Genomic DNA, 23,052 nt, shown 5'->3' with positions numbered 1-23,052 from the left:
CACGCGGAGCGTGCCGGATAACTTAATGAGGTCGAGGATGCAGGTTTTACATGTCTGTTCAGAACTTTTCCCGCTGCTGAAAACGGGCGGACTGGCTGATGTAGTCGGGGCATTACCTCAGGCGCAAATTGCGGGCGGTACGGATACGCGGGTGCTGTTGCCTGCTTTTCCCGCATTGCGCAAAGGCATACCTGATCTCCAGGTAGTGACGGAGCGAGAGACATTTGCTGGTCATATACGTCTGTTATTTGGTGAATTTAACGGTGTGGGCATCTACTTAATTGATGCGCCCGGCCTCTACGATCGTCCTGGTAGTCCTTATCATGATGAGTCGCAGTTTGCGTATGTCGACAACTATCTGCGCTTTGCGCTGCTGGGCTGGGTTGGCTGCGAACTGGCGTGTGGCATGGATTCCATGTGGCGTCCCGATATCGTGCATGCGCATGACTGGCATGCAGGCCTGACCTGCGCCTATCTGGAAGCGCGAGGACGTCCGGCTAAGTCGGTGTTCACGGTGCACAACCTGGCGTATCAGGGCCTGTTCATGGCGCATCATATGGATGAGATTGGCCTGCCATGGTCATTCTTTAACATGCATGGGCTGGAGTTCTTCGGTCAGATCTCTTTCCTGAAAGCGGGGCTCTTTTACGCCGACCATATCACGGCGGTCAGTCCGACTTACGCCCATGAAATTACCTCTGCTGAATATGCTTACGGCATGGAAACCCTGCTGGCGCAGCGGATGCGGGAAGGTCGTCTTAGCGGGATTCTTAATGGCGTTGATCCCTCTATCTGGGATCCGGCGCACGACCTGCTGCTGAGCGCACGCTATAACCGCGACACGCTGGAAGCAAAAGCAGAAAATAAACGTCAGCTGCAGGTTGCGATGGGCCTGAAAGTGGATGATAAAGCGCCGGTGTTCTGCGTGATCAGCCGCCTGACTAAACAGAAAGGTCTGGACCTGGTTTTAGAGGCGCTGCCTGGCTTGCTGGCGCAGGGCGGACAGCTGGTGCTGCTGGGTCAGGGCGATGCCGAACTGCAACAGGGATTCCTGGCGGCGGCGGCAGAACATCCCGGAAGTGTAGGCGTGCAGATTGGCTATCACGAAGCATTTTCACACCGCATTGTGGGTGGCGCGGACGTCATTGTGGTGCCGAGTCGCTTTGAGCCCTGCGGTCTGACACAACTTTATGGCCTGAAGTATGGTACGTTGCCGTTAGTGCGACGTACGGGTGGACTGGCCGATACCGTTAATGATAGCTCGTTAGAGAATCTGGCCGACGGTATCGCCAGTGGATTCAGTTTCGAAGATGCCAATGCCTGGTCGCTGTTACGGGCCATCCGACGTGCGTTCGTATTGTGGTCCCGTCCTTCGTTATGGCGCTATGTTCAGCGCCAGGCGATGGCAATGGACTTTAGCTGGCAGGTGGCAGCAACAGCCTACCGTGATCTCTACCAACGTTTGATGTAACGGATTGGGAAAACTGGATATGAATGCACCTTTCACTTACGCCTCACCAACGTTGACGGTTGATGCCTTAAAGCATTCGATTGCCTACAAACTGATGTTTACCATCGGCAAAGATCCCTCTATTGCCAACAAGCACGAGTGGCTCAACGCCTCGCTGCTGGCGGTGCGCGACCGGATGGTGGAGCGCTGGCTGCGTTCCAGCCGTGCCCAGCTCTCTCAGGATGTCCGCCAGGTTTATTACCTGTCGATGGAGTTCCTGATGGGCCGCACGCTGGGGAATGCGCTGCTGGCGATGGGGATTTATGACGATCTCAACCAGGCGCTGGATGAGATGGGGCTGGATCTGGCCGAGCTGATGGAAGAGGAGAACGATCCGGGACTGGGCAACGGCGGTCTCGGTCGCCTGGCGGCCTGTTTCCTCGATTCGCTGGCGACGCTGGGCATGCCGGGCCGTGGCTACGGCATCCGCTATGACTACGGCATGTTCAAACAGAACATCGTGGAAGGTGAGCAGAAAGAGTCTCCGGATTACTGGCTTGAGTATGGTAATCCGTGGGAATTCCAGCGTTTCAATACCCGTTACAAAGTGCGTTTCGGCGGTCGCGTGCAGCATGAAGGCACGAAAGTGCGCTGGCTGGAGACCGAAGAGATTCTGGCGATGGCTTATGACCAGATCATCCCGGGCTTCGACACCGACGCCACCAACACCTTACGACTTTGGGGTGCGCAGGCCAGCAACGAAATCAACCTCGGTAAGTTTAACCAGGGTGATTATTTTGCGGCAGTGGAAGATAAAAACCACTCTGAGAACGTGTCGCGCGTGCTCTATCCGGATGACTCCACCTATTCCGGCCGTGAACTGCGTCTGCGTCAGGAATATTTCCTGGTCTCCGCGACGGTGCAGGACATCCTGAATCGTCACTGGCGGATGCATCAGACCTGGGACAACCTGGCGGACAAAATCGCCATTCACCTCAACGATACCCATCCGGTATTGGCGATCCCTGAACTGATGCGCCTGCTGATCGACGACCATAAATTCAGCTGGGACAGCGCTTTTGACGTTTGCTGTCAGGTCTTCTCCTATACCAACCATACGCTGATGACCGAAGCGCTGGAGACCTGGCCGGTTGATATGATCGGCAAGATCCTGCCGCGTCACCTCAGCATTATTTTCGAGATTAACGACTTCTTCCTCAAGACCATTCAGGATCACTACCCGGATGATTTGGATCTGCTGTCACGCATTTCGATCATTGATGAGAACGACGGCCGCCGGATTCGCATGGGCTGGCTGGCGGTTGTGGTCAGTCACAAAGTGAACGGCGTGTCTGAGCTGCACTCCAATCTGATGGTGCAGTCTCTGTTTGCCGATTTCTCGCGCCTGTTCCCAGGGCGTTTCTGTAACAAAACCAACGGCGTGACGCCACGTCGCTGGCTGGCGCTGGCCAACCCGGCGCTGTCAGAGGTGCTGGATGAGGAGATTGGTCGTAACTGGCGCACCGATCTCAGTCAGCTGAGCGAACTGAAAGCGCAGATCGACTATCCGGCGTTTATTGAAAAAGTGGCGGTCGCCAAGCATCAGAATAAGCGCCGCCTGGCTGACTGGGTCGCGAAGAATCTGGACGTGGTGCTCGACCCGAATGCGCTATTCGATGTGCAGATCAAGCGTATTCACGAGTACAAACGCCAGTTACTCAATGTGCTGCATGTGATCACCCGCTACAACCGAATCAAGGCCGATCCGCAGGCGAACTGGGTGCCGCGCGTGAATATCTTTGCCGGTAAAGCGGCATCAGCGTATTACGTTGCCAAGCACATTATTCACCTGATCAACGATGTCGCGAATGTGATCAACAATGATCCGCAGGTGAAGAACAAGCTTAAGGTTGTTTTCATCCCGAACTACAGCGTGAGTCTGGCGCAGATCATCATTCCGGCAGCCGATCTTTCTGAACAGATCTCCACCGCAGGCACTGAAGCCTCCGGCACCAGTAACATGAAGTTTGCGCTGAATGGCGCGCTGACTATCGGTACGCTGGATGGGGCTAACGTTGAGATGCTGGATCACGTTGGTGAAGAGAACATCTTTATCTTCGGGAATACCACGCCACAGGTCGAAGCGCTGCGTAAGAACGGCTATAACCCGCGTGACTATTACGAAGGCGATGAGGAACTGCACCAGGTGCTGACCCAGATTGCTTCAGGTCTGTTTAGTCCGCAGGATCCGGGCCGCTACCGCAATCTGTTCGATTCACTGGTTAACTTCGGCGATCACTATCAGTTACTGGCGGATTATCGCAGCTACGTAGATACCCAGGATAAGGTGGATGCGCTCTACCGTAAGCCGGATGAGTGGCAGCGCCGCGCGGCGAAAAACATCGCCGGAATGGGCTACTTCTCGTCGGACCGTACTATTCAGGAGTACGCTGACGAGATCTGGAATATCTCGCCGGTAAGGTTGTAAGGCTCCTGCAGTAAATTTTGTTTTCTCTGCGGCCGAGGGATCGGCCGCACTCTTCCTCTTTCTGCTTCTCTCCCACGCCACACACCTCTAAAAAATTCAGCCGCTTATCGACTCCGGGCCTGTAAATGCCCGTTGTGCGAGCGTGATCATTACACCCTGGTGAAGAATCGTTACTATGCGGACATGCAAAACGACCCTACAGGCAACCGCAGCCAATGAGTGACAACATTAACCAGGAAATTACCTTCCGTAAGCTCAGCGTCTTCATGATGTTTATGAGCAAAGGCAATATCGCCCGCACGGCGGAAGCGCTGGAGCTGAGCAGCGTCAGCGTGCATCGCGCCCTGCACACGCTGGAAGAGGGCATCGACTGCCCGCTGTTTATTCATAAAGGCCGCAACCTGGTGCCGCTGCCGGCTGCCTGGACGCTGCTGGACTATTGTCGCGACGTGACCACACTGATGGGCAAAGGCATTGAAGAGGCGCGCAAAGTGGCGGGTATCGGCGGGGGTCGCCTGCGGCTTGGCACACTCTACTCGCTGACGCTTGAAACCATTCCCCGCCTGATCATGGGCATGAAGCTGCGTCGTCCAGCACTGGAGCTTGACCTGACTATGGGGTCGAATCAGATGCTGCTCAATATGCTGGAAGATGACGCGCTGGATGCGATTCTGATCGCCACCGATGAGGGCGAACTCAGTGATGCGCAATTTGAAGTGATTCCGCTGTTCACAGACAGCATCTTTCTGGCCATGCCGGCTGAAGAATCGCAGAGCGAATCCGGACCGGTGGATCTGCGTGATTATGCTGACCGTGATTTTGTCTCACTGGCAGAGGGATTCGCCACTTATGCCGGTTCACAGGAGGCATTTCAGATTGCCGGATTTGAACCGCGCATGGTTACTCAGGTAAATGACATCTTCTCGATGATAAGCCTGGTGCAGGCGGGCGTGGGTCTGGCGCTGATTCCGGGACGGATGAAGAAGGTGTATGAAAATAACATCCAGCTGCTGAGGCTGGCTGAGCCTTACCAGATGCGTCAGCAGATCTCGATTGTCTACTCACATCACCGCGAACGTGACAATGACCTGCTGGCCCTGGCGGCAGAAGGGCGAATGTACGCCCGCAGCCTTACTGATGTAACCGTTTAACGAGATGCAGTGCTACCTCCACGCTATTGCGCTCCAGACAAATCGCTTCGCCCTGCCAGTTCGCCTGACGCGTCAGACCGGTCAGCACACTGCCAGGCGGCATCTCAATGGCCAGTCGGGCATCACGCTGATTCGCTGCAACCATCGCATCATTCCACTGCACCGTGCGCGCCATATTAAAGGCAAGATCGTCGGCAATTTTCTCCGGCTCCCAAATCACCCGCGCGGTTGAGCCGCTGAGGTAGGCACAATCGGGGCGGGAGAGGGTGACGGACGCAAAGGCGCGAGCCAGTTCGGCGGCGGGTTTATCCAGCAGCGCGCAGTGCGACGGCACGCTCACCGCGAGCTTAATCGCTTTACTGGCTCCCGCATCCAGCGCCCTCTGCGCGACCACTGCCATATCCTCGTCGCGGCCAGCAATCACAATCTGCGTTTCCGCATTGAGGTTCGCGATGTAGGTGTTGCTGCCGGGTAGCAGTTTCTCCAGCTGGCTCAGCGTTAAGCCAGTGATCGCGGTCAGGCCATATCCCTGCGGATACGCCTGCTCCATCAGATCGCCGCGCAGCGCAACCAGCCGCAGAGCGTCGCTGAAATCCAGCGCGCCGGAAATCACCGCCGCAGGAAACGCGCCAATCGATAAACCGCTGACGATATCGGGTTTCACCCCACGGCGGATCAGTTCGCGCGCCCAGGCAACACCTGAAATCAGCAGACAGAGCTGCACGGCGCGGGTGTGGCGCAGTGCATCGGCACTGTCGAGCCGGTCAGCTTCTTCGCCCAGCACCGCACGCACGCGGCTTTTCAGCGCATCGCCCTCAGGCAGATGTTGCAGCATCCCGGCACGCTGGGTGCCCTGGCCGGGGAAGGTAAAGAGTATTTTCATGGATTCTCCCTGCTCCAGGGTGAAGCGGTCAGGATCGGTCCGGTGTCGGTTTTTAACAGCACGCGCTCCTCGCGTAGCCACTCGTTCAGAGCAAAGGCGCCAGACGGCGTTTCCACCTGCGTATCCACCCGGCAGCTCAGCGCGTCGGTCGCTGTCTGCCAGCGTTGCAGCGCATCGCGTGGCAGTGGCTGCGGGGCGCGGATGATGACATCCAGATCGCTGGCGGCGTGCAACACAGGGCATTGCGTTGCCAGCGCATAACCGGTGCTGCCGGTAATGCCCCAGCGCCACGGCCAGGCGGTCTCGCTGAGCGAAATCGCCGCGCTGACAGGCGCATAAGCCGTAAAGGGCGAATCCAGCAGCCGTGTGCGTTCAGCCAGCCATTCTGGCGTCACCACGCGGATAATAGTGTCTGACGTGATCCAGCCAGCGGCGCGTTGCTCACGTCGCTCACCGCGCACGCCAATCGGGATCAAACCGGATTCATGGCGATCGCGCCGCACCACCACCGGCATGTCGGGATGCCAGAACGGGCTGACCCAGCTCTCCTGAATCGTGGCTAAAGCACTGCTGTGTCGCAGCCAGAGCAAATCGTGGGGACGCGGCGCACGCATATTACATTCCTGATGTCAGCGTAATGAACAACGGTAAAGATAAAATACACAGAATTGAGCTTAGCAGCAGCACGGCCTCAGCATCGGGTGACTGCACGCCAAAGCGGTTGCCGAACACCACGCCAAAGAAACCGGCTGACAGCGCTATCATCAGAATAGCGGTGATTGCCACTGACCCGTGAAGTCCCAGCGCCAGCACCAGACCCCAGGCGATAAAGGGCTGAATCAGCAGTTTGGCAACCGTCCCGACGCCGACGATGGCGTTGAGTTTCAGCTGACGTGCGGAGAGGATCACGCCGGTCAGGAACAGCGCGGCGGCGGTGGCTGCCAGCCCCAGCGGCTTAATCGCTGAGATGACCAGCTCCGGCATTCTGAAGCCCAGCGCCGACAACACCACACCCAGCAGCGGGCCAAGAACGATCGGCTTTTTGAGCGAGCGCCACATCAGCACCGGCAGCATGGTCACTGTCGAACCCACATTCTCACCGGCAATGCGCGCTTTTTCCCGTTCCAGAATCAGCAGGCAGAAGGGTGTCATCAGCACCGAGCCGCAGGCAATTGAAACCGCAACAGAAAGTGAAGTTGCTGAACCTTCTCCCAGTACGCTGCCCAGAATCGGCAGCCCCAGCGCGGCGTAATTGGGCAGGGCGACAGTCAGCGTTAATACCGCAGCATCCTGAGGCGACTTTTTAAACAGGCGGGTCGCCAGGAAATAGAGTGCCACATAGGTTATCCACATCGCCCCGGTTAAGACCACAATCAACGGCGACTGCGCCACGATACCCGACCTGGGTGTCTGTACGGTGGCACTGAACAGCGCAGCGGGCAGCGCAAAATCCATCACGAAAATATTGAGCAGGGAGACATCTCTGTTATTGACCATTCCGGCCTTACCGGCCCAGAAACCTAACAGCATAGTGATAAAAATTGGAGCAAGGGCATGAACAATTATGTAAATCATAAATCACCTGTAATTAAGAGAAAAATTCTTTAAAAACAGCGATGTTTATAATTCTGAACACGGCCACTGCTCCGGGGCGCACGTCGCGATGCGCCCCGTCAGACCGGTTTCGGCAGGTTGGTTTTTTTTATGTCATTACCAGGTCGCGCGCATACGTTCGCGAACCAGGGAGGAGCTTTGACGATTAGAGGCGCCAAGGCGGTTTTTCAGGGTAGGATCCTGACGCGCGTCACTGATCGCCTTCTGTAATGCAATTTCGACCATCGCCACATCAGCGTCAGACGGCGCATCAGGATTAGCAACGTTCAGCAGATCAGAGAGCAGACCCAGCGTGGCGAAGTTATTCACGTCATATGCCATTGGGGGAATGGTGGCGGCCAGTTTCTCCAGCGCCTCTACCGAACGCAGTGTGATGCGCGCCGCTGACGCTTTGCCCATGGCATGGACCAGCACGCCCTGATCGTTGAGCGCAATCAGGCGGTTGGCCTGATATCCGTGTGCCAGGAACGCACCGGACATTGCTTTACCCACAATCAGACCAATCACCGGATGACCGTCAAGGCGCGCATTCGCATAGGCGCCTGCTGCACCTGCCAGCGCCTGGTGAATGCCAAACGCCTCTTCGCGGCGACCGTAGGCCTGACTGGGGACGTCGATCACCGCCACAATCGGACGTTTCACAGCGCTGTTTTTGTCAGCTTCCCGCGTTTCATTCACCACTTTCGCCAGCGTCCAGCCTTCCAGCAGACCCACTTCGCCCTGCGCGGCGCGCGGATAGTGGTTTTGGGCATCGGGCACGACGGCGATAAAGCGGACATCTTCGCCATTAAGCTGGCCGTCAGCCACCTGAACAGAGGCGCACAGACCGCTCAGGCGCTGTGCATCAGGTGCAAGTTTTTCCAGCCAGGTTGCACCACGGCTGCTTGTCTGCGTCATTATTTCTCCTCCCGGGCGAAAAGCTGTTTAATCTGCGCGGTGTCCGCCTGCTGGCGGGTATCGAACTGCGTCAGACGTGACAGGAAGTCGTCATACTTATCACTGCGGTTCTGCGCCGGAACGCCCCTGGCAATAAAATCATGCATCGCGGTTTTCACGGCATTGATACCGTCATTCACCAGCGCATCGACCAGGCCACTGGCGTAGCGGATTTCGCCGCCGGTCATGCTCCAGATAAACGGACGATCGCGAGAGTCGTACTCTTCAATTCCCGCTTCCTGCTCAATCACCTGCGGGCCGTTCAGGCCCAGACGGGCTTCACGGGTCACAATCAGATAGCTGCAGAGCGCGGCGGCGATAGACATCCCGCCGAAGCAGCCAACGGTGCCGCTGACGATGCCGATCACCGGGGTGTAGCGACGCAGGTCGACAATCGCCGCATGAATATCGGCAATCGCTGCCAGCCCCAGGTTCGCTTCCTGTAACCTCACGCCACCGGTCTCAAGGCAGAGCACCGCCTGTGTCGGGATGCCGTTGCGATTGTCTTCTGCCGCCAGCTCCAGCGCCGCCGCCATTTTCGCCCCGGAGACTTCACCCATGCTGCCGCCCTGGAAGGTGCCTTCGATGGCGATCACCACCGCAGACTGACCGTTCAGCGTGCCGCGTGCCACGACCATGCCATCATCGGATTGGGGCACCACGCCCTGCGGAGCCAGCCAGGGCGACATGATGCCCTCAAAAGGATCCAGCAGTTCGCGGTAGCTGCCCGCATCCAGCAGCGCATGCGCACGTTCGCGGGCTCGTAATTCAATAAAACTGGCATCGTTACGCATGACTCACCTCCTCAAAAACCTGTTCAATACGAATACGCGCTACGCCCGGTGTCGCACCGAAATCGTGGATAATCATCTCTCCGGCGGGCAGGCCGTTGATTAAGTTCAGGCGGTCAAACAGCGCTTTCCAGCGGGCGTCGCTGTTATCCAGTGAGGTGGTGATATTGACGTTCAGTGTCTGGCCTTCAGTTGCGGTGTACAGCACTTCCATATCACCGGAACCAACGACCCCGGCCAGCGCTCTGCCACTGAGCAGGCGGTTAGCAGGTAGAGATAATGTGATGTGTTCCATAATGGCCTCTAAAAATAAGAATGTTCAGGCGAACAGACCCGATCGATAAACAGCGTTGCGGCCAGCAAATCGGCGGCTCCGCCCGGCGAGGCGTTGAGCGCCAGCATCCGGCGGTCAAGCTGCTGAAGCGCCCTCTGACCCGCCGCTGTACGGCAGCCGCCTGCCAGCAGCACGGCGCGTGCGCCCTGTTGCATGGCGTCGAGTCCGGTCATGCCTGCACGTGACAGCACGCAGGTATCGCTGAGTGAAGTCATGATTGCCATCAGCGCATCCAGCCGGGCTTCGCTCTCACTGGCACCAACCGCACGGCTGATCAGCAACTGCGGCAGCGCCAGCTTCATCACGTGAGGAAATGCCTGTTGCGCCTCTTCGCGTGCGCCGGGTACCTGATAGCGGTGCGTCGCTTTTAACCCTTTGCTGAACACTCTGGGGGCGTGGCTGTCGGGCAGGCTCGCCAGCGCGGCAGCGGTGCGGGCCAGCGTGTCAGCCGTGGCTGTGCCACCCTGCATGGCAGCGGCACTGACCAGCAATCCCAGCGCCCAGATCGCGCCCCGATGGGTGTTCACGCCGCCGGTTGCTGCCATCATCTGCTGTTCGCCATCGCGGCCGAGCCGACCGACTGTTTCGCGCAGGGCGATGTCGGCGGGACGAAGCCAGCTGTGACGGGCCAGCGCCAGAAAGGTGGGCATCAGGCTGTGGGCAGAACGCTCCATCAGCGCCAGCGTCAGATCCCGATGTGCGCCGTTTCCCCGACTGTCTACCAGACCCGGCTTGGGGCTCAGGCGTGCTTCATCAATCAGGCAATCGCGCGCAATCGTCGCCAGATGACTGGCCTGCGCCTCGGCATGAGTCTGTGACAGGAGTTTCATTACCAGCTCCGGAATTTAGCAGGCGGGTTGTACAGGCCATCTGACCATTCAACCAGGTCAGCGACGCTGCCAGCGGCAAGCAGTGAACGGGTGGCATCGGAGCGACGAATACCCATATCCTCCGGGTAAACTACTTTGCCGCTTTTACGCAGGGCAGCGACGCGTGCTGCATCCACACCCAGACCGATATCGGTAATTCCGGCGACTGCGGCGACCATGGCGCGACGTTCCTCAAGGCTTTCTGCCCGATAGAGATAGGCGATACCTTCCTCGGTCAGCACGTGCGTCACGTCATCGCCGTAGATCATCACCGGCGCCAGTGGCATACCGGAGGATTTCGCCACCTCAACCGCATCGAGGGTTTCAACGAAGGTTGGTTTTGCACCGGCCTGGAAGGTCTCGACCATCTGCACCACCAGTTTTTTACCGCGCTGCATCGGGTCTGGCTCGGTGATCATATTCAGCCAGGCGGGTGTTGCGTGGCGGCGGCCGTGGGGATCGTGACCCATGTTTGGCGCGCCACCGAAGCCGGAAAGACGACCACGGGTGACGGTAGAGGAGTTGGCCAGGCCATCAACCTGCAGGGTGGCACCGATAAACATATCGACCGCGTACTGACCTGCCAGCTGACAGAACGCACGGTTAGAGCGCATTGAACCGTCGCTGCCGGTAAAGAAGATGTCGGGACGGGCGCGGATATACTCTTCCATCCCCAGCTCGCCGCCGAAACAGTGCACGCTCTCCACCCAGCCGCTCTCGATGGCCGGGATCAGCGTCGGATGCGGGTTCAGCGCCCAGTGCTTACAGATTTTGCCTTTCAGACCAAGCTGTTCGCCGTAGGTGGGCAGCAGCAGTTCGATCGCGGCGGTGTTAAAACCGATACCGTGGTTAAGCGACTGCACCTGATGCTCGGCGTAGATGCCTTTAATCGCCATCATCGCCATCAGGATATGCTCCTGCTTAATCAGGCGCGGATCGCGGGTAAACAGCGGTTCGATAAAGAACGGTTTATCTGCCACCACGATGTAGTCAATCCAGGAGCCAGGAATATCGACGCGCGGCAGGTCGGTTTCGTCATCGACCAGTTCGTTGACCTGGGCTATCACGATACCGTCACGAAACGCAGCGGCCTCCACCAGCGCCGGGGTATCTTCGGTACTCGGGCCGGTATAAAGGTTGCCTTTGCGGTCGGCTTTATAGCCGGCAATCAGCGCCACATTCGGACTGAGGTCAACGTAGAGACGGGAATAGAGTTCGATATAGGTGTGAATCGCGCCGATTTCCAGCTGACCATCCTGCAACAGCTGAGACATGCGCAGGCTCTGGGGACCGGAGAAGGAGAAGTCGAGTTTGCGGGCAATGCCTTTTTCAAAAATATCGAGATGTTCGCTGCGGCCGACGCTGGGCATAATCATATGCAGGTCGTGAATTTTCGCCGGATTCACCGCCGCCAGGGTGCGGGATAAAAAGTCAGCCTGCTTCTGGTTGTTGCCTTCCAGTACCACGCGGTCGCCTGGTGCGATTAACTGTTCAAATGCTTCAACGGCTCTTTCAGCAGGAATAACTTTGCCATCAAGGGGAAAGGAGGCCAGACGACGCGCTTTTTCACTGCGGCGTGTGTTCCACTCCCGGGCAGGCGTTTGGCCTGTGTTCATTTCAACCTCCGGATTTGAATCGCTCTGTTGACGTTTATGCTGAGGGAAGTCTGAGCTTTCTTAAAACGGTGTTCAATTAAGCAAAAAAACGGAACGTTAGATTTAAGGTAACAATGGCGAAAAGGGGGATACGCAGTCAGGATGCGTTGAGTTTACGCGGGGAAGCATGAAGAAAAGGTTGCAGGGGGGCAAAAGCCTGAATCGGTATTCATGATGAACAAAGCCAGTCATACCGGTTTGCTCGATGACAGGCGTTTCTTCTGATGAGGTGTGAGGATGCGGCTGGCCTGAATATTAACCGAATAAGCAGCCAATAAAAAAGCAGGCCGAAGCCTGCTTTCTGTTGTTGTATTGCTCGCTTATGACGCCAGGGACAGTGCCGGTTTGGCTTTGGCCGCCAGCCACTCTGCCACCCGGGCCTGCTGCTCTTTGGTCAGCCACATACCCTGTTTGGTACGACGCCAGATAGCATCGTCAAGCTCACGTACCCATTCATGCTGCACCAGGTAGCGTAACTCCGCCTCATAGAAGTCGTGACCGAAGTTCTCACCCAGATCGTCCAGACTTTTCGCACCCGCCAGCAGGGTTTCAGTGCTGCTGCCGTAAGTGCGTGAGAAGTGGCGCGCCATGTTTTCGGTGATGAACGGATAACGACGACGCAGGCTGACCGCATAATCATCGCTGGTGCCGTTGATATTACCGCCCGGCAACACGCAGTTTTTGGTCCAGGCTGGGCCGGCTTTCGGATAGTACTTCGCCAGTTTCTCCAGCGCATGTTCTGCCAGCTTGCGATAAGTGGTCAGCTTGCCACCAAACACGGAAAGCAGCGGTGCCTGACCGTTATCATCGCGCACATCCAGCGTGTAATCGCGAGTGATCGCCTGCGGCGAATCAGACTCGTCATCGCACAGCGGACGGACACCCGAGTAAGACCAGACGATATCGTCGGCGGTCAGCTGCTTTTTAAAGTGTCCGTTGAACACTTTCAGCAGGTACTCGGTCTCGCTGTCGTCGATATGGACGCTTTTCGGATCGCCTTTGTATTCCACATCGGTGGTGCCGATGATTGAGAACTCATCCATCCAGGGAATGACAAACACGATGCGGTTATCTTCGTTCTGCAGGATATAAGCCTGTTTCTCGGTATGGACGCGCGGCACCACAATATGGCTGCCTTTAATCAGGCGGATACCGTAAGGCGATTTCAGCTTCAGGCTGTCGTCGAACAGCTGTTTGACCCACGGGCCTGCCGCGTTGACCAGACCTTTCGCCTGCCAGGTAAAGGTTTTGCCGGTATCAACATCTTCGGCTTCGACCATCCACAGGCCACCTTCACGCCAGGCGCGGGTGACACGAGTACGGGTACGCACTTCGCCACCATGCTTAACCACTTCCTGCGCATTCAGAACGACCATGCGGGCATCATCTACCCAGCAGTCGGAGTATTCGAATCCGCGCGTGATTTCTGGCTTCAGGGCCGAATCCGCGCCAAATCGCAAACTTTTGCTGCCTGGCAGGCTGGTACGCTTGCCAAGATGGTCATACATGAACAGGCCGGTACGAATCATCCACGCCGGACGCAGATGCGGACGGTGCGGCAAGCGGAAGCGCATCGGAAACGCCAGGTGCGGCGCCATTTTCAGCAGGACTTCGCGCTCGGCCAGTGCTTCACTGACCAGGCGGAATTCGTAATGTTCAAGGTAGCGCAAGCCGCCATGAATCAGTTTTGAGCTGGCTGAAGAGGTCGCGCAAGCCAAATCCCGCGCCTCCAGCATTAACACCGACAGTCCGCGTCCTGCAGCGTCTGCTGCAATGCCGGCACCGTTGATGCCGCCGCCGATCACGATCAGGTCTTTGGTTTCCACGTCATCTCCTCCGATGTTCGGAATAGTTCTCTTATGTTCGTTTTCGAGCATAATCATAATCGCAAACCAACATTTACGCCAGTCTTTAACCCGGTAAAAACATTTTTGCGTGATATAGCTAACATTCTGCCCACCAAAAAAACAGATAGCCGTAACGATTGTCAGGTTATCGGCGCGGATTATCGGGTTACACTACGCGCTATTGTGATGCTGTTATGAGAGATCCCATGGAAACGTTTGAATGTATTGATGTGCAGCAGGCGCAGGCGCGTCTGGCGCAGGGTGCGCTGCTGGTGGATATCCGTGATCCGCAAAGTTATGCCCTTGGCCATGCGGCGGGCGCGCTGCATCTGACCAACGCCAACCTCAGCGAGTTTGTCAGTGGCGCGGATCAAAGCCTGCCCGTGCTGGTGATGTGCTATCACGGTAATAGCAGCAAAAGTGCGGCGCAGTATCTTCTGGGACAGGGCTTCAGCGCGGCGTACAGCATTGATGGCGGCTTTGATGCCTGGCGTGCCGCCTTCCCTCAGCAGGTTGCCTCTGGCAGTGAATAGCTTGCTGCTCGTCACATGGAGAGTTAATGATGCGCATTACCCAATTTAATCAGCCGCGCATGGCGCAGGCGTTTGTTGACTACATGGCGACGCAGGGCATCACGTTGCGTATTGAGCATGAAAATCACTACGTCATCATGCTGGATGATGAGAGCAAGATTGCAGTGGTCGAAAACGAACTTCAGCAGTTTCTGCATGACCCTAACCATCCGCGCTATCAGGCCGCCAGCTGGCACAGCGGCAAGACTGACAGCGGTTTGCGCTATGAGCGTAGCAATATCTGGGCGAACATCCGCGAGCGTGCCGGTCCGCTGACCATGACCCTGATGGTGCTCTGCATCGCGGTCTTTATTCTGATGCAGGTCATGGGCGATCAGGCCGTGATGGCGTGGCTCTCCTGGCCGGATGCCGACCAGCATCTTCAGGTCTGGCGCTGGTTCAGTCATGCGCTGCTGCACTTTTCACTGCTGCACATCCTGTTTAATCTGATGTGGTGGTGGTATCTCGGCGGCGCGGTTGAAAAGCGTCTGGGCAGCGGCAAACTGTTTGTAATTATGCTGATTTCGGCGCTGCTCAGCGGCTGGCTGCAGGCGAAGTTCAGTGGCATCTGGTTTGGTGGTCTGTCGGGCGTGGTCTATGCCCTGATGGGTTACTGCTGGCTACGCGGTGAGCGCGATCCCGACAGCGGCGTCTATCTTGAACGGGGATTGATCGGTTTTGCGGTGGTCTGGCTGGTGATTGGCTGGTTCGGCGTCTTTGGTCTGGCGATTGCCAACGCGGCGCACGTTGCTGGTCTGGTGGTCGGGCTGGCGATGGCGCTGGTCGATACGCGTAACGTCACGCGTCGATAGACAGGTTTAGCGGGTTAACAGGAGAGGAACGTGAAGCAGACGCAACGTCATGACGCGATTATCGATTTAGTCCGTCGTCAGGGATATGTCAGTACTGAGGAGCTGGTAGATCATTTTGAGGTCAGCCCGCAGACCATTCGTCGCGACCTCAACGATTTGGCCGATCAAAACAAAATTCAGCGCCACCACGGCGGCGCGGCGCTTCCTTCCAGCTCTGAGAATACCGCCTGGCACGATCGCAAAATGATGTGGTCAGCGGAAAAAGCGCGGATTGCGCAGCGTGTAGCCAGCCAGATCCCGGATGGCGCTACGCTGTTTATTGATATTGGCACCACGCCGGAAGCGGTGGCGCATGCGCTGCTCAACCACAGCAATTTACGTGTGGTGACCAATAACCTTAACGTCGCGATGCTGTTAATGGGCAAACCCGATTTCCGGGTGATTATCGCGGGCGGTGAAGTGCGCACCCGCGATGGCGCCGTGATGGGGGAAGCGACGCTCGACTTTATTTCTCAGTTCCGGCTCGATTACGGCATCCTGGGGATCAGCGGCATCGACATGGATGGGTCGCTGCTGGAGTTCGACTATCACGAAGTCCGCACCAAACGCGCGATTATAGAAAATTCACGCTGCGCGATGCTGGTGGTGGATCACTCGAAATTTGGCCGAAATGCCATGGTTAACCTTGGCAACATGAGTCTGCTGGATTATCTCTACACCGATAAAATGCCGCCAGCCAGCGTCATGAAAGTGATTGAGCAGCATGAGGTTCACCTCGAACTCTGCTGATTCCTGCGACGCCAGCCACCCGGCTGGCGTTTTTCTTTGATTGTTGTCGCTTTTTCCCCCACTCACGTCTTAACTTAACGGTTGCTGGCACCCGGTTGCCAGCCCGTGCGCTTTCTATTTTTGTTTTGCTTCACCTCATTGCGTAACAGAAGGGAGTGATATGCCGCAGCAAAAATTTAATAAAGCCCGTTTTACCGCTGCCCTGACCCGACAGTGGCAACAGTTGAGTCTCCATTCCGCCCAACAGATGACCTCGCACCAGGCGTGGCAGGCGGTCAGTGCGGCACTGGCAGAACTGCTCGATACCCAGCCGGCACCGCGTCCGGCTAAGCAGCAGCGTCACGTAAATTACCTGTCGATGGAGTTTCTCATTGGTCGTCTGACCGGCAACAATCTGCTGAATCTCGGCTGGTATGACGAGGTCAAAGCGGCGCTGGCTGAGCAGCAACTTGATTTAACCGAATTGCTGGAGCAGGAGATCGACCCGGCACTCGGCAACGGCGGGCTGGGGCGACTCGCCGCCTGCTATATGGATTCGATGGCAACGGTGGGGCAGTCCGCCACCGGCCACGGGCTGAATTATCAGTATGGCCTGTTCCGCCAGTCTTTCGAGGAGGGTAAGCAGATTGAAGCGCCCGATGACTGGCAGCGTGAACGCTATCCGTGGTTTCGTCACAATGCGGCGCTGGATGTGGACGTTGCGATGGGCGGCCGGGTGGAAAAGCGTGAGGATGGCGGTGTACGCTGGCTTCCCGATTTTACGCTGCGTGGTGAGGCCTGGGATTTGCCGGTGACCGGCTACCGCAACGGCGTGACACTGCCGCTGCGCCTGTGGCAGGCCGTAAGTGCGCACCCGTTTGACCTGACGGCCTTTAACGACGGCAATTTCCTTCAGGCGGAGCAGCCTGGTATTGAGGCGGCAAAACTCACCAAAGTGCTCTATCCCAATGACAACCATCAGGCCGGCAAGCGGCTGCGTCTGATGCAGCAATATTTTCAGTGTGCCTGCGCCGTAGCCGACATCCTGCGCCGTCACCATCTGGCGGGCCGCAGCATTCACAGTCTGCCGGACTTTGAGGTGATCCAGCTCAACGATACCCATCCGACCATCGCCATCCCCGAGATGCTGCGTGTGCTGCTGGATGAACATCAGCTGAGCTGGGATGAGGCGTGGCATATCACCAGCCGCTTGTTCGCTTACACCAACCACACGCTGATGCCGGAGGCGCTGGAGCGCTGGGATGAGAAGCTGATGCGCAGCCTGCTGCCGCGCCATATGCTGATTATCAAAGAGATTAATCAGCGGCTGAAAAAGCAGGTGAAACAGCACTGGCCGGATGACAAAGCGATGTGGCACAAGCTGGCGGTGGTGGCGGACGGACAGGTGCGCATGGCCAATCTCTGTTTGGTGAGTGGCTTTGCGGTCAACGGCGTGGCGGCACTGCACTCCCGCCTGGTGGTCAGCGATCTCTTCCCGGAATATCACCAGCTCTGGCCGCAAAAATTCCACAACGTCACCAACGGCATTACGCCGCGTCGCTGGCTGAAGCAGTGTAATCCGGCGCTGGCGGCACTGATTGATGAGACGCTGAAAACGGAGTGGGCCAATAACCTTGATGCGTTAACCGGTCTGGAGCCGTATGCCGACGATCAGGCGTTTCGTCAGCGCTATCGCAGCATCAAACAGCAGAACAAAGCGCAGCTCACAGAGTATATCGCCCGCCATACCGGCATCATCGTGAACCCGGCGGCGCTGTTCGATGTGCAGATCAAACGTCTGCATGAGTACAAGCGCCAGCACCTCAGCCTGCTGCATATCCTCTACTGCTATCAGAAGCTTCTGAACAACCCGGAAGATGTCACCTTCACGCCGCGGGTGTTCCTGTTCGGGGCCAAAGCCGCGCCGGGTTACTACCTGGCAAAAAATATTATCTACGCCATTAACAAGGTTGCGGAGGTGGTGAACAACGACCCGCGGGTGGGTGACAGGCTCAAAGTGGTGTTTATCCCGGACTACCGCATCACCGTGGCTGAACTGATGATCCCGGCGGCCGATCTCTCCGAGCAGATCTCTACAGCCGGTTATGAAGCCTCCGGCACTGGCAACATGAAGCTGGCGCTGAATGGCGCGCTGACCATTGGCACGCTGGATGGTGCGAATGTCGAAATTGCCGAACAGGTGGGTGAGGAGAATATCTTTATCTTCGGTCACACCGTGGATGAGGTGAAGGCGCTCAAAGCGAAAGGCTACAACCCGAAAAAGGTGCGTAAGCAGAACAAGCCGCTGGACGATTTACTGAAATCGCTGGAGAAAGGCAAATTCAGCGGCGGGGATAAACATGCGTTTGACCTGATGCTGGAGAGCCTGACCAAAAATGGCGATCCCTGGCTGGTGCTGGCTGATTTTCAGGCCTATGTCGAGGCACAGCAACGGGTGGAAGCCCTGTGGCGTGACCCGGAAGGCTGGACCCGCGCCGCTATCCTCAATACGGCCCGAACCGGCATGTTCAGTTCGGACCGTTCCATTCGTGACTATCAGCAACGTATCTGGCAGGCACCGCGCTAAGGAGCAGCAATGAAGCAAAATGCACTCGATCAGGCCGCCCGTGCCGCGGGAATTTCACTGGATTACATCAACGTTAACGGCGAGAAAGCGGCGATCAGCGATGAGACCAAACGCGCGCTGCTGGCGGTAATGGACGATCCGCAGGATGCCAAAAAATCACCGCTGCCGCCGGTCGCGGTGTTCAGCGGCAGTGGCAAACGGCAATTGACGCCACAGGGCAGCGGCGTCTACAGCTGGCAGTTGCAGACCGAAAAGGGCAAGCAGTTTAGCGGCGAGTTAACCGCCGGAGAGCCTTTTTCGCTGCCGGGGCCGCTGACACAAGGTTATCACCAGCTCACGCTCACTAAAGGAAAGAAGCGCTGGCAGACGCGGATTATTGTCGCGCCGCGCCGCTGCTATCTGCCGCCAGCGCTGGAGGCGGGAGAGAAACGCTGGGGCGCGCTGGTGCAGCTCTACACGGTGCGATCTGAACAGAACTGGGGCATTGGCGACTTCGGCGACCTTGACCAGCTGCTGGTGCAACTGGCTGAGCGCGGCGGCGATTTTGTCGGGCTGAATCCGCTGCATGCGCTCTATCCCGCCAGCGCCGGTTTCGCCAGCCCGTACAGTCCGTCATCCCGCCGCTGGCTGAATGTGATTTATATCGACGTCAGTCAGGTCGCCGATTTTCAGCAAAGCGCGGCAGCACAGAAGTGGTGGAAAAGTGCCAAAACCCAGAAGGCGCTGACCAAAGCGCGAGAGGCAGAGTGGGTTGACTACGAGGCCGTGATGGCGCTTAAGCTCACTGCGCTGCGGCACGCCTGGGCCCACTTCCAGGCGCGTGATAACCAGAGCGAAGAGCATCAATCCTGGGCAGCTTTTGTACGTCAAGGCGGCGACAGCCTGCGTTATCAGGCGGCCTACGACGGTATCCAGCTGGAGCGGCAGGCGGACAAGACGCAGCAGGGCGGCTGGCCTGCATGGCCGGAAGCGTGGCGTAACAGCCAGTTGCCCGAGGTGCAGCAGTGGTGTGAGCAGCATGAAGAGGAGATCGCGTTCTGGCAGTGGCTACAATGGCTGGCACAGCAGCAGTTCTCGGCCTGCTGGACGCACAGTCAGGCGCTGGGCATGAGTGTGGGGCTTTATCGTGATCTGGCGGTGGGCGTAGCAGAGGGCAGTGCGGAAACCTGGCACGACCCGGAGCTTTATCGCCTTAAAGCCTCAGTGGGCGCGCCACCCGATCGTCTGGGTCCGCTGGGACAAAACTGGGGCTTACCGCCGATGGACCCGCATGTGATGCAGGCGCGGGGCTATCAGCCGTTCATCGACATGCTGCGCGCCAACATGCGCGACTGCGGCGCATTGCGTATCGACCATGTGATGTCTCTACTGCGTCTGTGGTGGGTACCGGCCGGGGAGACAGCGGATAAAGGCGCCTATGTCGCCTATCCGGTCAATGACCTGCTGGGCATCCTGGCGCTGGAGAGCCATCGGCTGCGCTGCATGGTGATTGGTGAAGACCTGGGCACCGTGCCTCAGGAAATTATCAGCCTGCTGCGTAAAAGCGGTGTCTTTTCATGGAAGGTGCTCTGGTTTGAGCAGGAGAAAGATCAGCGTTATCGCGCGCCGCAGGACTATCCACGCCAGTCTATCGCCAGCGCCAGTACCCATGATCTGCCGACGCTGACCGGTTTCTGGGAGCAGGGCGACCTGGATCTGGGTGAGAAGCTGGGCCTTTATCCAGGCGATGCAGTGAAAGCGCTGCATCAGCAGCGTGCCGCGCAGAAACAGGCGCTGCTGGATGCGCTGCATCAGGCAGGTGCCTTACCGGCCCGCAGTCAGAAGAAGGCGGAGAAGCTGACCATGACGCCTGCGCTGAACCGGGCCATCCATCGCTTCCTGGCAGATACCGAGAGTGCGCTGCTTGGCCTGCAGCCTGAAGACTGGCTCGGTATGACCACGCCGGTCAACGTGCCGGGCACGGTAGATCAGTACCCTAACTGGCGACGCAAGCTGAGCAAAACGCTGGAGGCGATCTTTGCGGACAAGGAGGTGAATACGCTGCTGAAGGTGGTCAGTGAGCAGCGTCAGTCAGGACAGAAAGGGCAATAAAAATAGCGCGGCAGTCAGGCTGCCGCGCTTTATCATCAGTAGAACGAGTGTTCGCCACGCTGATGCTCGGTAATATCCCGCACGCCTTTCAGTTCCGGGAAGGCAGCCAGCAGCTCTTTCTCGATACCATCTTTCAGGGTCACGTCGATCATCGAACAGCCGTTACAGCCGCCGCCAAACTGCAGAATGGCGTAGCCATCTTCGGTGATCTCCATCAGCGATACGCGACCGCCGTGGCCAGCGAGCTGTGGGTTGATCTGCGCCTGCAGCAGGTACTCAACACGCTCAACCATTGGCGCATCATCAGAGACTTTGCGCATCTTGGCATTCGGCGCTTTCAGCGTCAGCTGAGAACCCAGATTGTCAGTCACGAAGTCGATTTCCGCATCTTCCAGATAAGGTTTGCTCAGTTCATCAACATACGCTGAGAGCTTCTCGAACTTCAGTTCAGTATCGGTGGCTTCAACAGCATCGGGCGGACAGTAAGAGACGCCACACTCGGCTGTTGGCGTACCCGGGTTAATCACGAATACGCGAATCTGGGTGCCATCTTCTTGTTTGGATAGCAGTTTAGAAAAATGTTCCTGGGCAGAGTCAGTAATTCGGATCATGTCGATTGCTCAATAGTTGACTAATTTAGTTGGTTATAATACGCCCATCAATGACGCGCTACAAGGTACGGCACAGACACCAGACCTGCACGCTGGCAGCACCCTGCGCCAGTAAAAGACGACTGATTTCATCTACGGTACTGCCGGTGGTAATGACGTCATCCAGCAAAGCGATATGGCGTCCCTGCACCGCCATTTCAAGGCGGAAAGCACCGCGTAAGTTAGTGCGGCGCTGGCGGGCGCTGAGCTGATGCTGTAATGCGCCTCTGCGCGTGCGGGAAAGCCCTTCACGCCATTCACATCCCAGCCAGTGCGCCAGCGGTGCGGCCAGCAGGACAGTCTGGTTGAAGCCGCGCTGCCAGCGTCGTCGCTGGTGCAGCGGAACCGGCAGCAGCAGATCAGGACGCGGCACATCACCGCGTCGGTAAACATTAAGCCAGCTTAGCAAAATCAGCCGCGCCAGCATCACCCTGAGTGCGGTTATGTGAGAAAATTTAAGCTGATTAACCCACTGGCTGAACGGCAGACAATAGTCATTAACGCAGACCAGCGCCTGCCAGGCGGGCGGTTTAAGCTGGCAGCGGCCACAGGCGACCTTTTCTGATCCTGCCGGTAACCCACAGCGTGGGCAGAGCCGCGGTAATGGCGGTAATTTGCGTAAACATAAGCTGCAGATACCGTGCCGGGCTATCCGCAACGGCATCCGGCATAGCCAACACAGGGCGGGCATTGCTAGCATAGCGACCTCCTTATCATTTTCGGGATAGTAACTGATGACGTCGCTCTACTGGCACACCTGCGGAGAAGGAAAACGCGATCTTGTGCTGCTGCACGGATGGGGACTGAATGCCGAAGTCTGGCAAAGCATTATTCCGCGACTCAGCGCGCATTACCGTCTGCATCTGGTCGACCTGCCCGGTTATGGTCGCAGCCAGAACGTTGACGCGCTGACACTGGAGCAGATGGCTGAGCAGATAATGCCTTTCCTGCCACCGCAGGCCATTGTGGTGGGCTGGTCGCTGGGCGGACTGGTCGCGACGCAGCTTGCGCTGACCGCGCCAGAAAAGCTGGACGCCCTGATTACCGTTGCATCATCACCCTGTTTCACCGCCACAGAGCACTGGCCCGGCATTAAACCGGAAACGCTGCAGAACTTTCAGCAGATGCTCAGTAATGATTTTCAGCGCACGGTGGAGCGCTTTCTGGCGCTGCAGACGCTGGGCACCGAAACGGCGCGTGCCGATGCGCGACAGCTGAAAGAGGTGGTACTGTCACAACCCGTGCCGGAGGTGGCGGTGCTGGATGGCGGGCTCGACATTCTGCGTCAGGTCGACCTGCGCGACGCGTTACCGCAGATCACATTGCCGTTTTTGCGACTCTACGGGGCATTAGATGGTCTGGTGCCGCGTCGGATTGCTGCTGAGATCGATGAAATGTTGCCAGCCTCGCCCTCTGTGATTATCGAAAAAGCAGCACATGCACCTTTTATTTCTCATCCAGAGATGTTTTGTCAGCACATTATTAATTTTATCAGCAGTTTAGAGGGATAGTCGTGCTACGGGTTGGCAAAAATCGTTAACAGCATCAATACTT

Annotated in this window: 20 protein-coding genes; 9 read left to right on the top strand and 11 right to left on the bottom strand. The window is 57.4% G+C overall.

Features of this window, described 5'->3' with window-relative positions; genetic code table 11:
• Nucleotides 1–37 precede the first annotated feature (37 nt).
• From glgA to Q7C21_RS10320, 3 genes are all read left to right on the top strand, one after another.
• Nucleotides 38–1,471 (top strand): glycogen synthase GlgA, encoded by a 1,434-nt coding sequence (glgA, locus tag Q7C21_RS10330; RefSeq protein WP_003853048.1) that lies wholly within the window; start codon nucleotides 38–40, stop codon nucleotides 1,469–1,471.
• Nucleotides 1,472–1,490: 19 nt separating this feature from the next.
• A complete protein-coding gene (glgP, locus tag Q7C21_RS10325; protein WP_008926283.1) occupies nucleotides 1,491–3,938 on the top strand; it encodes a glycogen phosphorylase in 2,448 nt (815 codons plus the stop codon).
• Nucleotides 3,939–4,153: 215 nt separating this feature from the next.
• On the top strand, nucleotides 4,154–5,089 hold the full coding sequence (locus tag Q7C21_RS10320; RefSeq protein WP_187513116.1) for a LysR family transcriptional regulator: 936 nt from the start codon (nucleotides 4,154–4,156) through the stop codon (nucleotides 5,087–5,089).
• Here Q7C21_RS10320 and mdcH read toward each other — a convergent pair.
• From mdcH to glpD, 9 genes are all read right to left on the bottom strand, one after another.
• The gene (gene mdcH, locus Q7C21_RS10315) at nucleotides 5,070–5,972 is read right to left on the bottom strand and encodes a malonate decarboxylase subunit epsilon (RefSeq protein WP_078805130.1); all 903 of its coding nucleotides are present in this window, start codon (nucleotides 5,970–5,972) and stop codon (nucleotides 5,070–5,072) included. The genes Q7C21_RS10320 and mdcH overlap by 20 nt on opposite strands.
• Nucleotides 5,969–6,586 (bottom strand): malonate decarboxylase holo-ACP synthase, encoded by a 618-nt coding sequence (locus Q7C21_RS10310; RefSeq protein WP_003853042.1) that lies wholly within the window; start codon nucleotides 6,584–6,586, stop codon nucleotides 5,969–5,971. Before Q7C21_RS10310 ends, mdcH begins: the two co-directional genes overlap by 4 nt.
• A gap of 1 nt (nucleotide 6,587) precedes the next feature.
• Nucleotides 6,588–7,547 (bottom strand): AEC family transporter, encoded by a 960-nt coding sequence (locus Q7C21_RS10305; RefSeq protein WP_375150705.1) that lies wholly within the window; start codon nucleotides 7,545–7,547, stop codon nucleotides 6,588–6,590.
• A gap of 135 nt (nucleotides 7,548–7,682) precedes the next feature.
• Nucleotides 7,683–8,483 (bottom strand): biotin-independent malonate decarboxylase subunit gamma, encoded by an 801-nt coding sequence (gene mdcE / locus Q7C21_RS10300; RefSeq protein ID WP_003853040.1) that lies wholly within the window; start codon nucleotides 8,481–8,483, stop codon nucleotides 7,683–7,685.
• Nucleotides 8,483–9,316 (bottom strand): biotin-independent malonate decarboxylase subunit beta, encoded by an 834-nt coding sequence (locus Q7C21_RS10295; RefSeq protein WP_078805134.1) that lies wholly within the window; start codon nucleotides 9,314–9,316, stop codon nucleotides 8,483–8,485. Before Q7C21_RS10295 ends, mdcE begins: the two co-directional genes overlap by 1 nt.
• A complete protein-coding gene (gene mdcC / locus Q7C21_RS10290; RefSeq protein WP_008926277.1) occupies nucleotides 9,309–9,608 on the bottom strand; it encodes a malonate decarboxylase acyl carrier protein in 300 nt (99 codons plus the stop codon). Before mdcC ends, Q7C21_RS10295 begins: the two co-directional genes overlap by 8 nt.
• Nucleotides 9,609–9,616: 8 nt before the next feature.
• Nucleotides 9,617–10,477 carry a triphosphoribosyl-dephospho-CoA synthase gene (locus Q7C21_RS10285; RefSeq protein ID WP_039660832.1) on the bottom strand — a complete coding sequence of 287 codons (861 nt, stop codon included), beginning with the start codon at nucleotides 10,475–10,477 and terminating at the stop codon, nucleotides 9,617–9,619.
• Complete coding sequence (gene mdcA, locus Q7C21_RS10280; protein WP_003853034.1) at nucleotides 10,477–12,132, bottom strand: malonate decarboxylase subunit alpha; 1,656 nt, start codon at nucleotides 12,130–12,132, stop codon at nucleotides 10,477–10,479. The genes Q7C21_RS10285 and mdcA overlap by 1 nt, the downstream gene beginning before the upstream one ends.
• Before the next feature lie 359 nt (nucleotides 12,133–12,491).
• Nucleotides 12,492–13,997, bottom strand: a complete 1,506-nt coding sequence (glpD, locus tag Q7C21_RS10275; protein WP_003853033.1) for a glycerol-3-phosphate dehydrogenase — start codon at nucleotides 13,995–13,997, stop codon at nucleotides 12,492–12,494.
• Between the two features lie 227 nt (nucleotides 13,998–14,224).
• Between glpD and glpE the strand changes: the two genes are divergently transcribed.
• The 5 genes from glpE (at nucleotide 14,225) to malQ (ending at nucleotide 20,848) form a co-directional block, all read left to right on the top strand.
• Nucleotides 14,225–14,551 (top strand): thiosulfate sulfurtransferase GlpE, encoded by a 327-nt coding sequence (gene glpE / locus Q7C21_RS10270; RefSeq protein ID WP_003853030.1) that lies wholly within the window; start codon nucleotides 14,225–14,227, stop codon nucleotides 14,549–14,551.
• 29 nt (nucleotides 14,552–14,580) lie between these two features.
• Nucleotides 14,581–15,402 (top strand): rhomboid family intramembrane serine protease GlpG, encoded by an 822-nt coding sequence (glpG, locus tag Q7C21_RS10265; protein ID WP_033743324.1) that lies wholly within the window; start codon nucleotides 14,581–14,583, stop codon nucleotides 15,400–15,402.
• Nucleotides 15,403–15,432: 30 nt separating this feature from the next.
• Nucleotides 15,433–16,191 carry a DeoR/GlpR family transcriptional regulator gene (locus Q7C21_RS10260; RefSeq protein ID WP_003853028.1) on the top strand — a complete coding sequence of 253 codons (759 nt, stop codon included), beginning with the start codon at nucleotides 15,433–15,435 and terminating at the stop codon, nucleotides 16,189–16,191.
• A 160-nt stretch (nucleotides 16,192–16,351) separates the two neighbouring features.
• Nucleotides 16,352–18,757, top strand: coding sequence for a maltodextrin phosphorylase (gene malP / locus Q7C21_RS10255; protein ID WP_375150704.1), 2,406 nt, complete (start codon nucleotides 16,352–16,354; stop codon nucleotides 18,755–18,757).
• 9 nt (nucleotides 18,758–18,766) lie between these two features.
• Nucleotides 18,767–20,848, top strand: coding sequence for a 4-alpha-glucanotransferase (gene malQ / locus Q7C21_RS10250; RefSeq protein WP_039660829.1), 2,082 nt, complete (start codon nucleotides 18,767–18,769; stop codon nucleotides 20,846–20,848).
• 35 nt (nucleotides 20,849–20,883) lie between these two features.
• Here the strand turns inward: malQ and nfuA are convergent, their stop codons facing one another.
• Together nfuA and gntX are read right to left on the bottom strand one after the other, a co-directional pair.
• Entirely contained in the window at nucleotides 20,884–21,459 is a 576-nt protein-coding gene (nfuA, locus tag Q7C21_RS10245) for a Fe-S biogenesis protein NfuA (protein ID WP_003853024.1), read from the bottom strand.
• 58 nt (nucleotides 21,460–21,517) lie between these two features.
• Nucleotides 21,518–22,198, bottom strand: a complete 681-nt coding sequence (gene gntX, locus Q7C21_RS10240; protein WP_003853023.1) for a DNA utilization protein GntX — start codon at nucleotides 22,196–22,198, stop codon at nucleotides 21,518–21,520.
• Nucleotides 22,199–22,232: 34 nt separating this feature from the next.
• On the opposite strand from gntX, the gene bioH reads away from it, so the two are divergent.
• Nucleotides 22,233–23,009 (top strand): pimeloyl-ACP methyl ester esterase BioH, encoded by a 777-nt coding sequence (gene bioH, locus Q7C21_RS10235; RefSeq protein ID WP_003853021.1) that lies wholly within the window; start codon nucleotides 22,233–22,235, stop codon nucleotides 23,007–23,009.
• Nucleotides 23,010–23,052 lie beyond the last annotated feature (43 nt).

The sequence above is a fragment of the Pantoea sp. ANP04 genome (assembly GCF_041982285.1).
Lineage (GTDB): Bacteria > Pseudomonadota > Gammaproteobacteria > Enterobacterales > Enterobacteriaceae > Pantoea > Pantoea eucalypti.
This window is presented reverse-complemented; position numbering and strand designations above follow the sequence as displayed.

Bases quoted from the DNA above. Each gene is read 5' to 3' on its own strand.
- glgA (WP_003853048.1), top strand. From the start codon at position 38: ATGCAGGTTTTACATGTCTGTTCAGAACTTTTCCCGCTGCTGAAAACG.
- glgP (WP_008926283.1), top strand. From the start codon at position 1,491: ATGAATGCACCTTTCACTTACGCCTCACCAACGTTGACGGTTGATGCC.
- Q7C21_RS10320 (WP_187513116.1), top strand. From the start codon at position 4,154: ATGAGTGACAACATTAACCAGGAAATTACCTTCCGTAAGCTCAGCGTC.
- mdcH (WP_078805130.1), bottom strand. From the start codon at position 5,972: ATGAAAATACTCTTTACCTTCCCCGGCCAGGGCACCCAGCGTGCCGGG.
- Q7C21_RS10310 (WP_003853042.1), bottom strand. From the start codon at position 6,586: ATGCGTGCGCCGCGTCCCCACGATTTGCTCTGGCTGCGACACAGCAGT.
- Q7C21_RS10305 (WP_375150705.1), bottom strand. From the start codon at position 7,547: ATGATTTACATAATTGTTCATGCCCTTGCTCCAATTTTTATCACTATG.
- mdcE (WP_003853040.1), bottom strand. From the start codon at position 8,483: ATGACGCAGACAAGCAGCCGTGGTGCAACCTGGCTGGAAAAACTTGCA.
- Q7C21_RS10295 (WP_078805134.1), bottom strand. From the start codon at position 9,316: ATGCGTAACGATGCCAGTTTTATTGAATTACGAGCCCGCGAACGTGCG.
- mdcC (WP_008926277.1), bottom strand. From the start codon at position 9,608: ATGGAACACATCACATTATCTCTACCTGCTAACCGCCTGCTCAGTGGC.
- Q7C21_RS10285 (WP_039660832.1), bottom strand. From the start codon at position 10,477: ATGAAACTCCTGTCACAGACTCATGCCGAGGCGCAGGCCAGTCATCTG.
- mdcA (WP_003853034.1), bottom strand. From the start codon at position 12,132: ATGAACACAGGCCAAACGCCTGCCCGGGAGTGGAACACACGCCGCAGT.
- glpE (WP_003853030.1), top strand. From the start codon at position 14,225: ATGGAAACGTTTGAATGTATTGATGTGCAGCAGGCGCAGGCGCGTCTG.
- glpG (WP_033743324.1), top strand. From the start codon at position 14,581: ATGCGCATTACCCAATTTAATCAGCCGCGCATGGCGCAGGCGTTTGTT.
- malP (WP_375150704.1), top strand. From the start codon at position 16,352: ATGCCGCAGCAAAAATTTAATAAAGCCCGTTTTACCGCTGCCCTGACC.
- malQ (WP_039660829.1), top strand. From the start codon at position 18,767: ATGAAGCAAAATGCACTCGATCAGGCCGCCCGTGCCGCGGGAATTTCA.
- nfuA (WP_003853024.1), bottom strand. From the start codon at position 21,459: ATGATCCGAATTACTGACTCTGCCCAGGAACATTTTTCTAAACTGCTA.
- gntX (WP_003853023.1), bottom strand. From the start codon at position 22,198: ATGCTAGCAATGCCCGCCCTGTGTTGGCTATGCCGGATGCCGTTGCGG.
- bioH (WP_003853021.1), top strand. From the start codon at position 22,233: ATGACGTCGCTCTACTGGCACACCTGCGGAGAAGGAAAACGCGATCTT.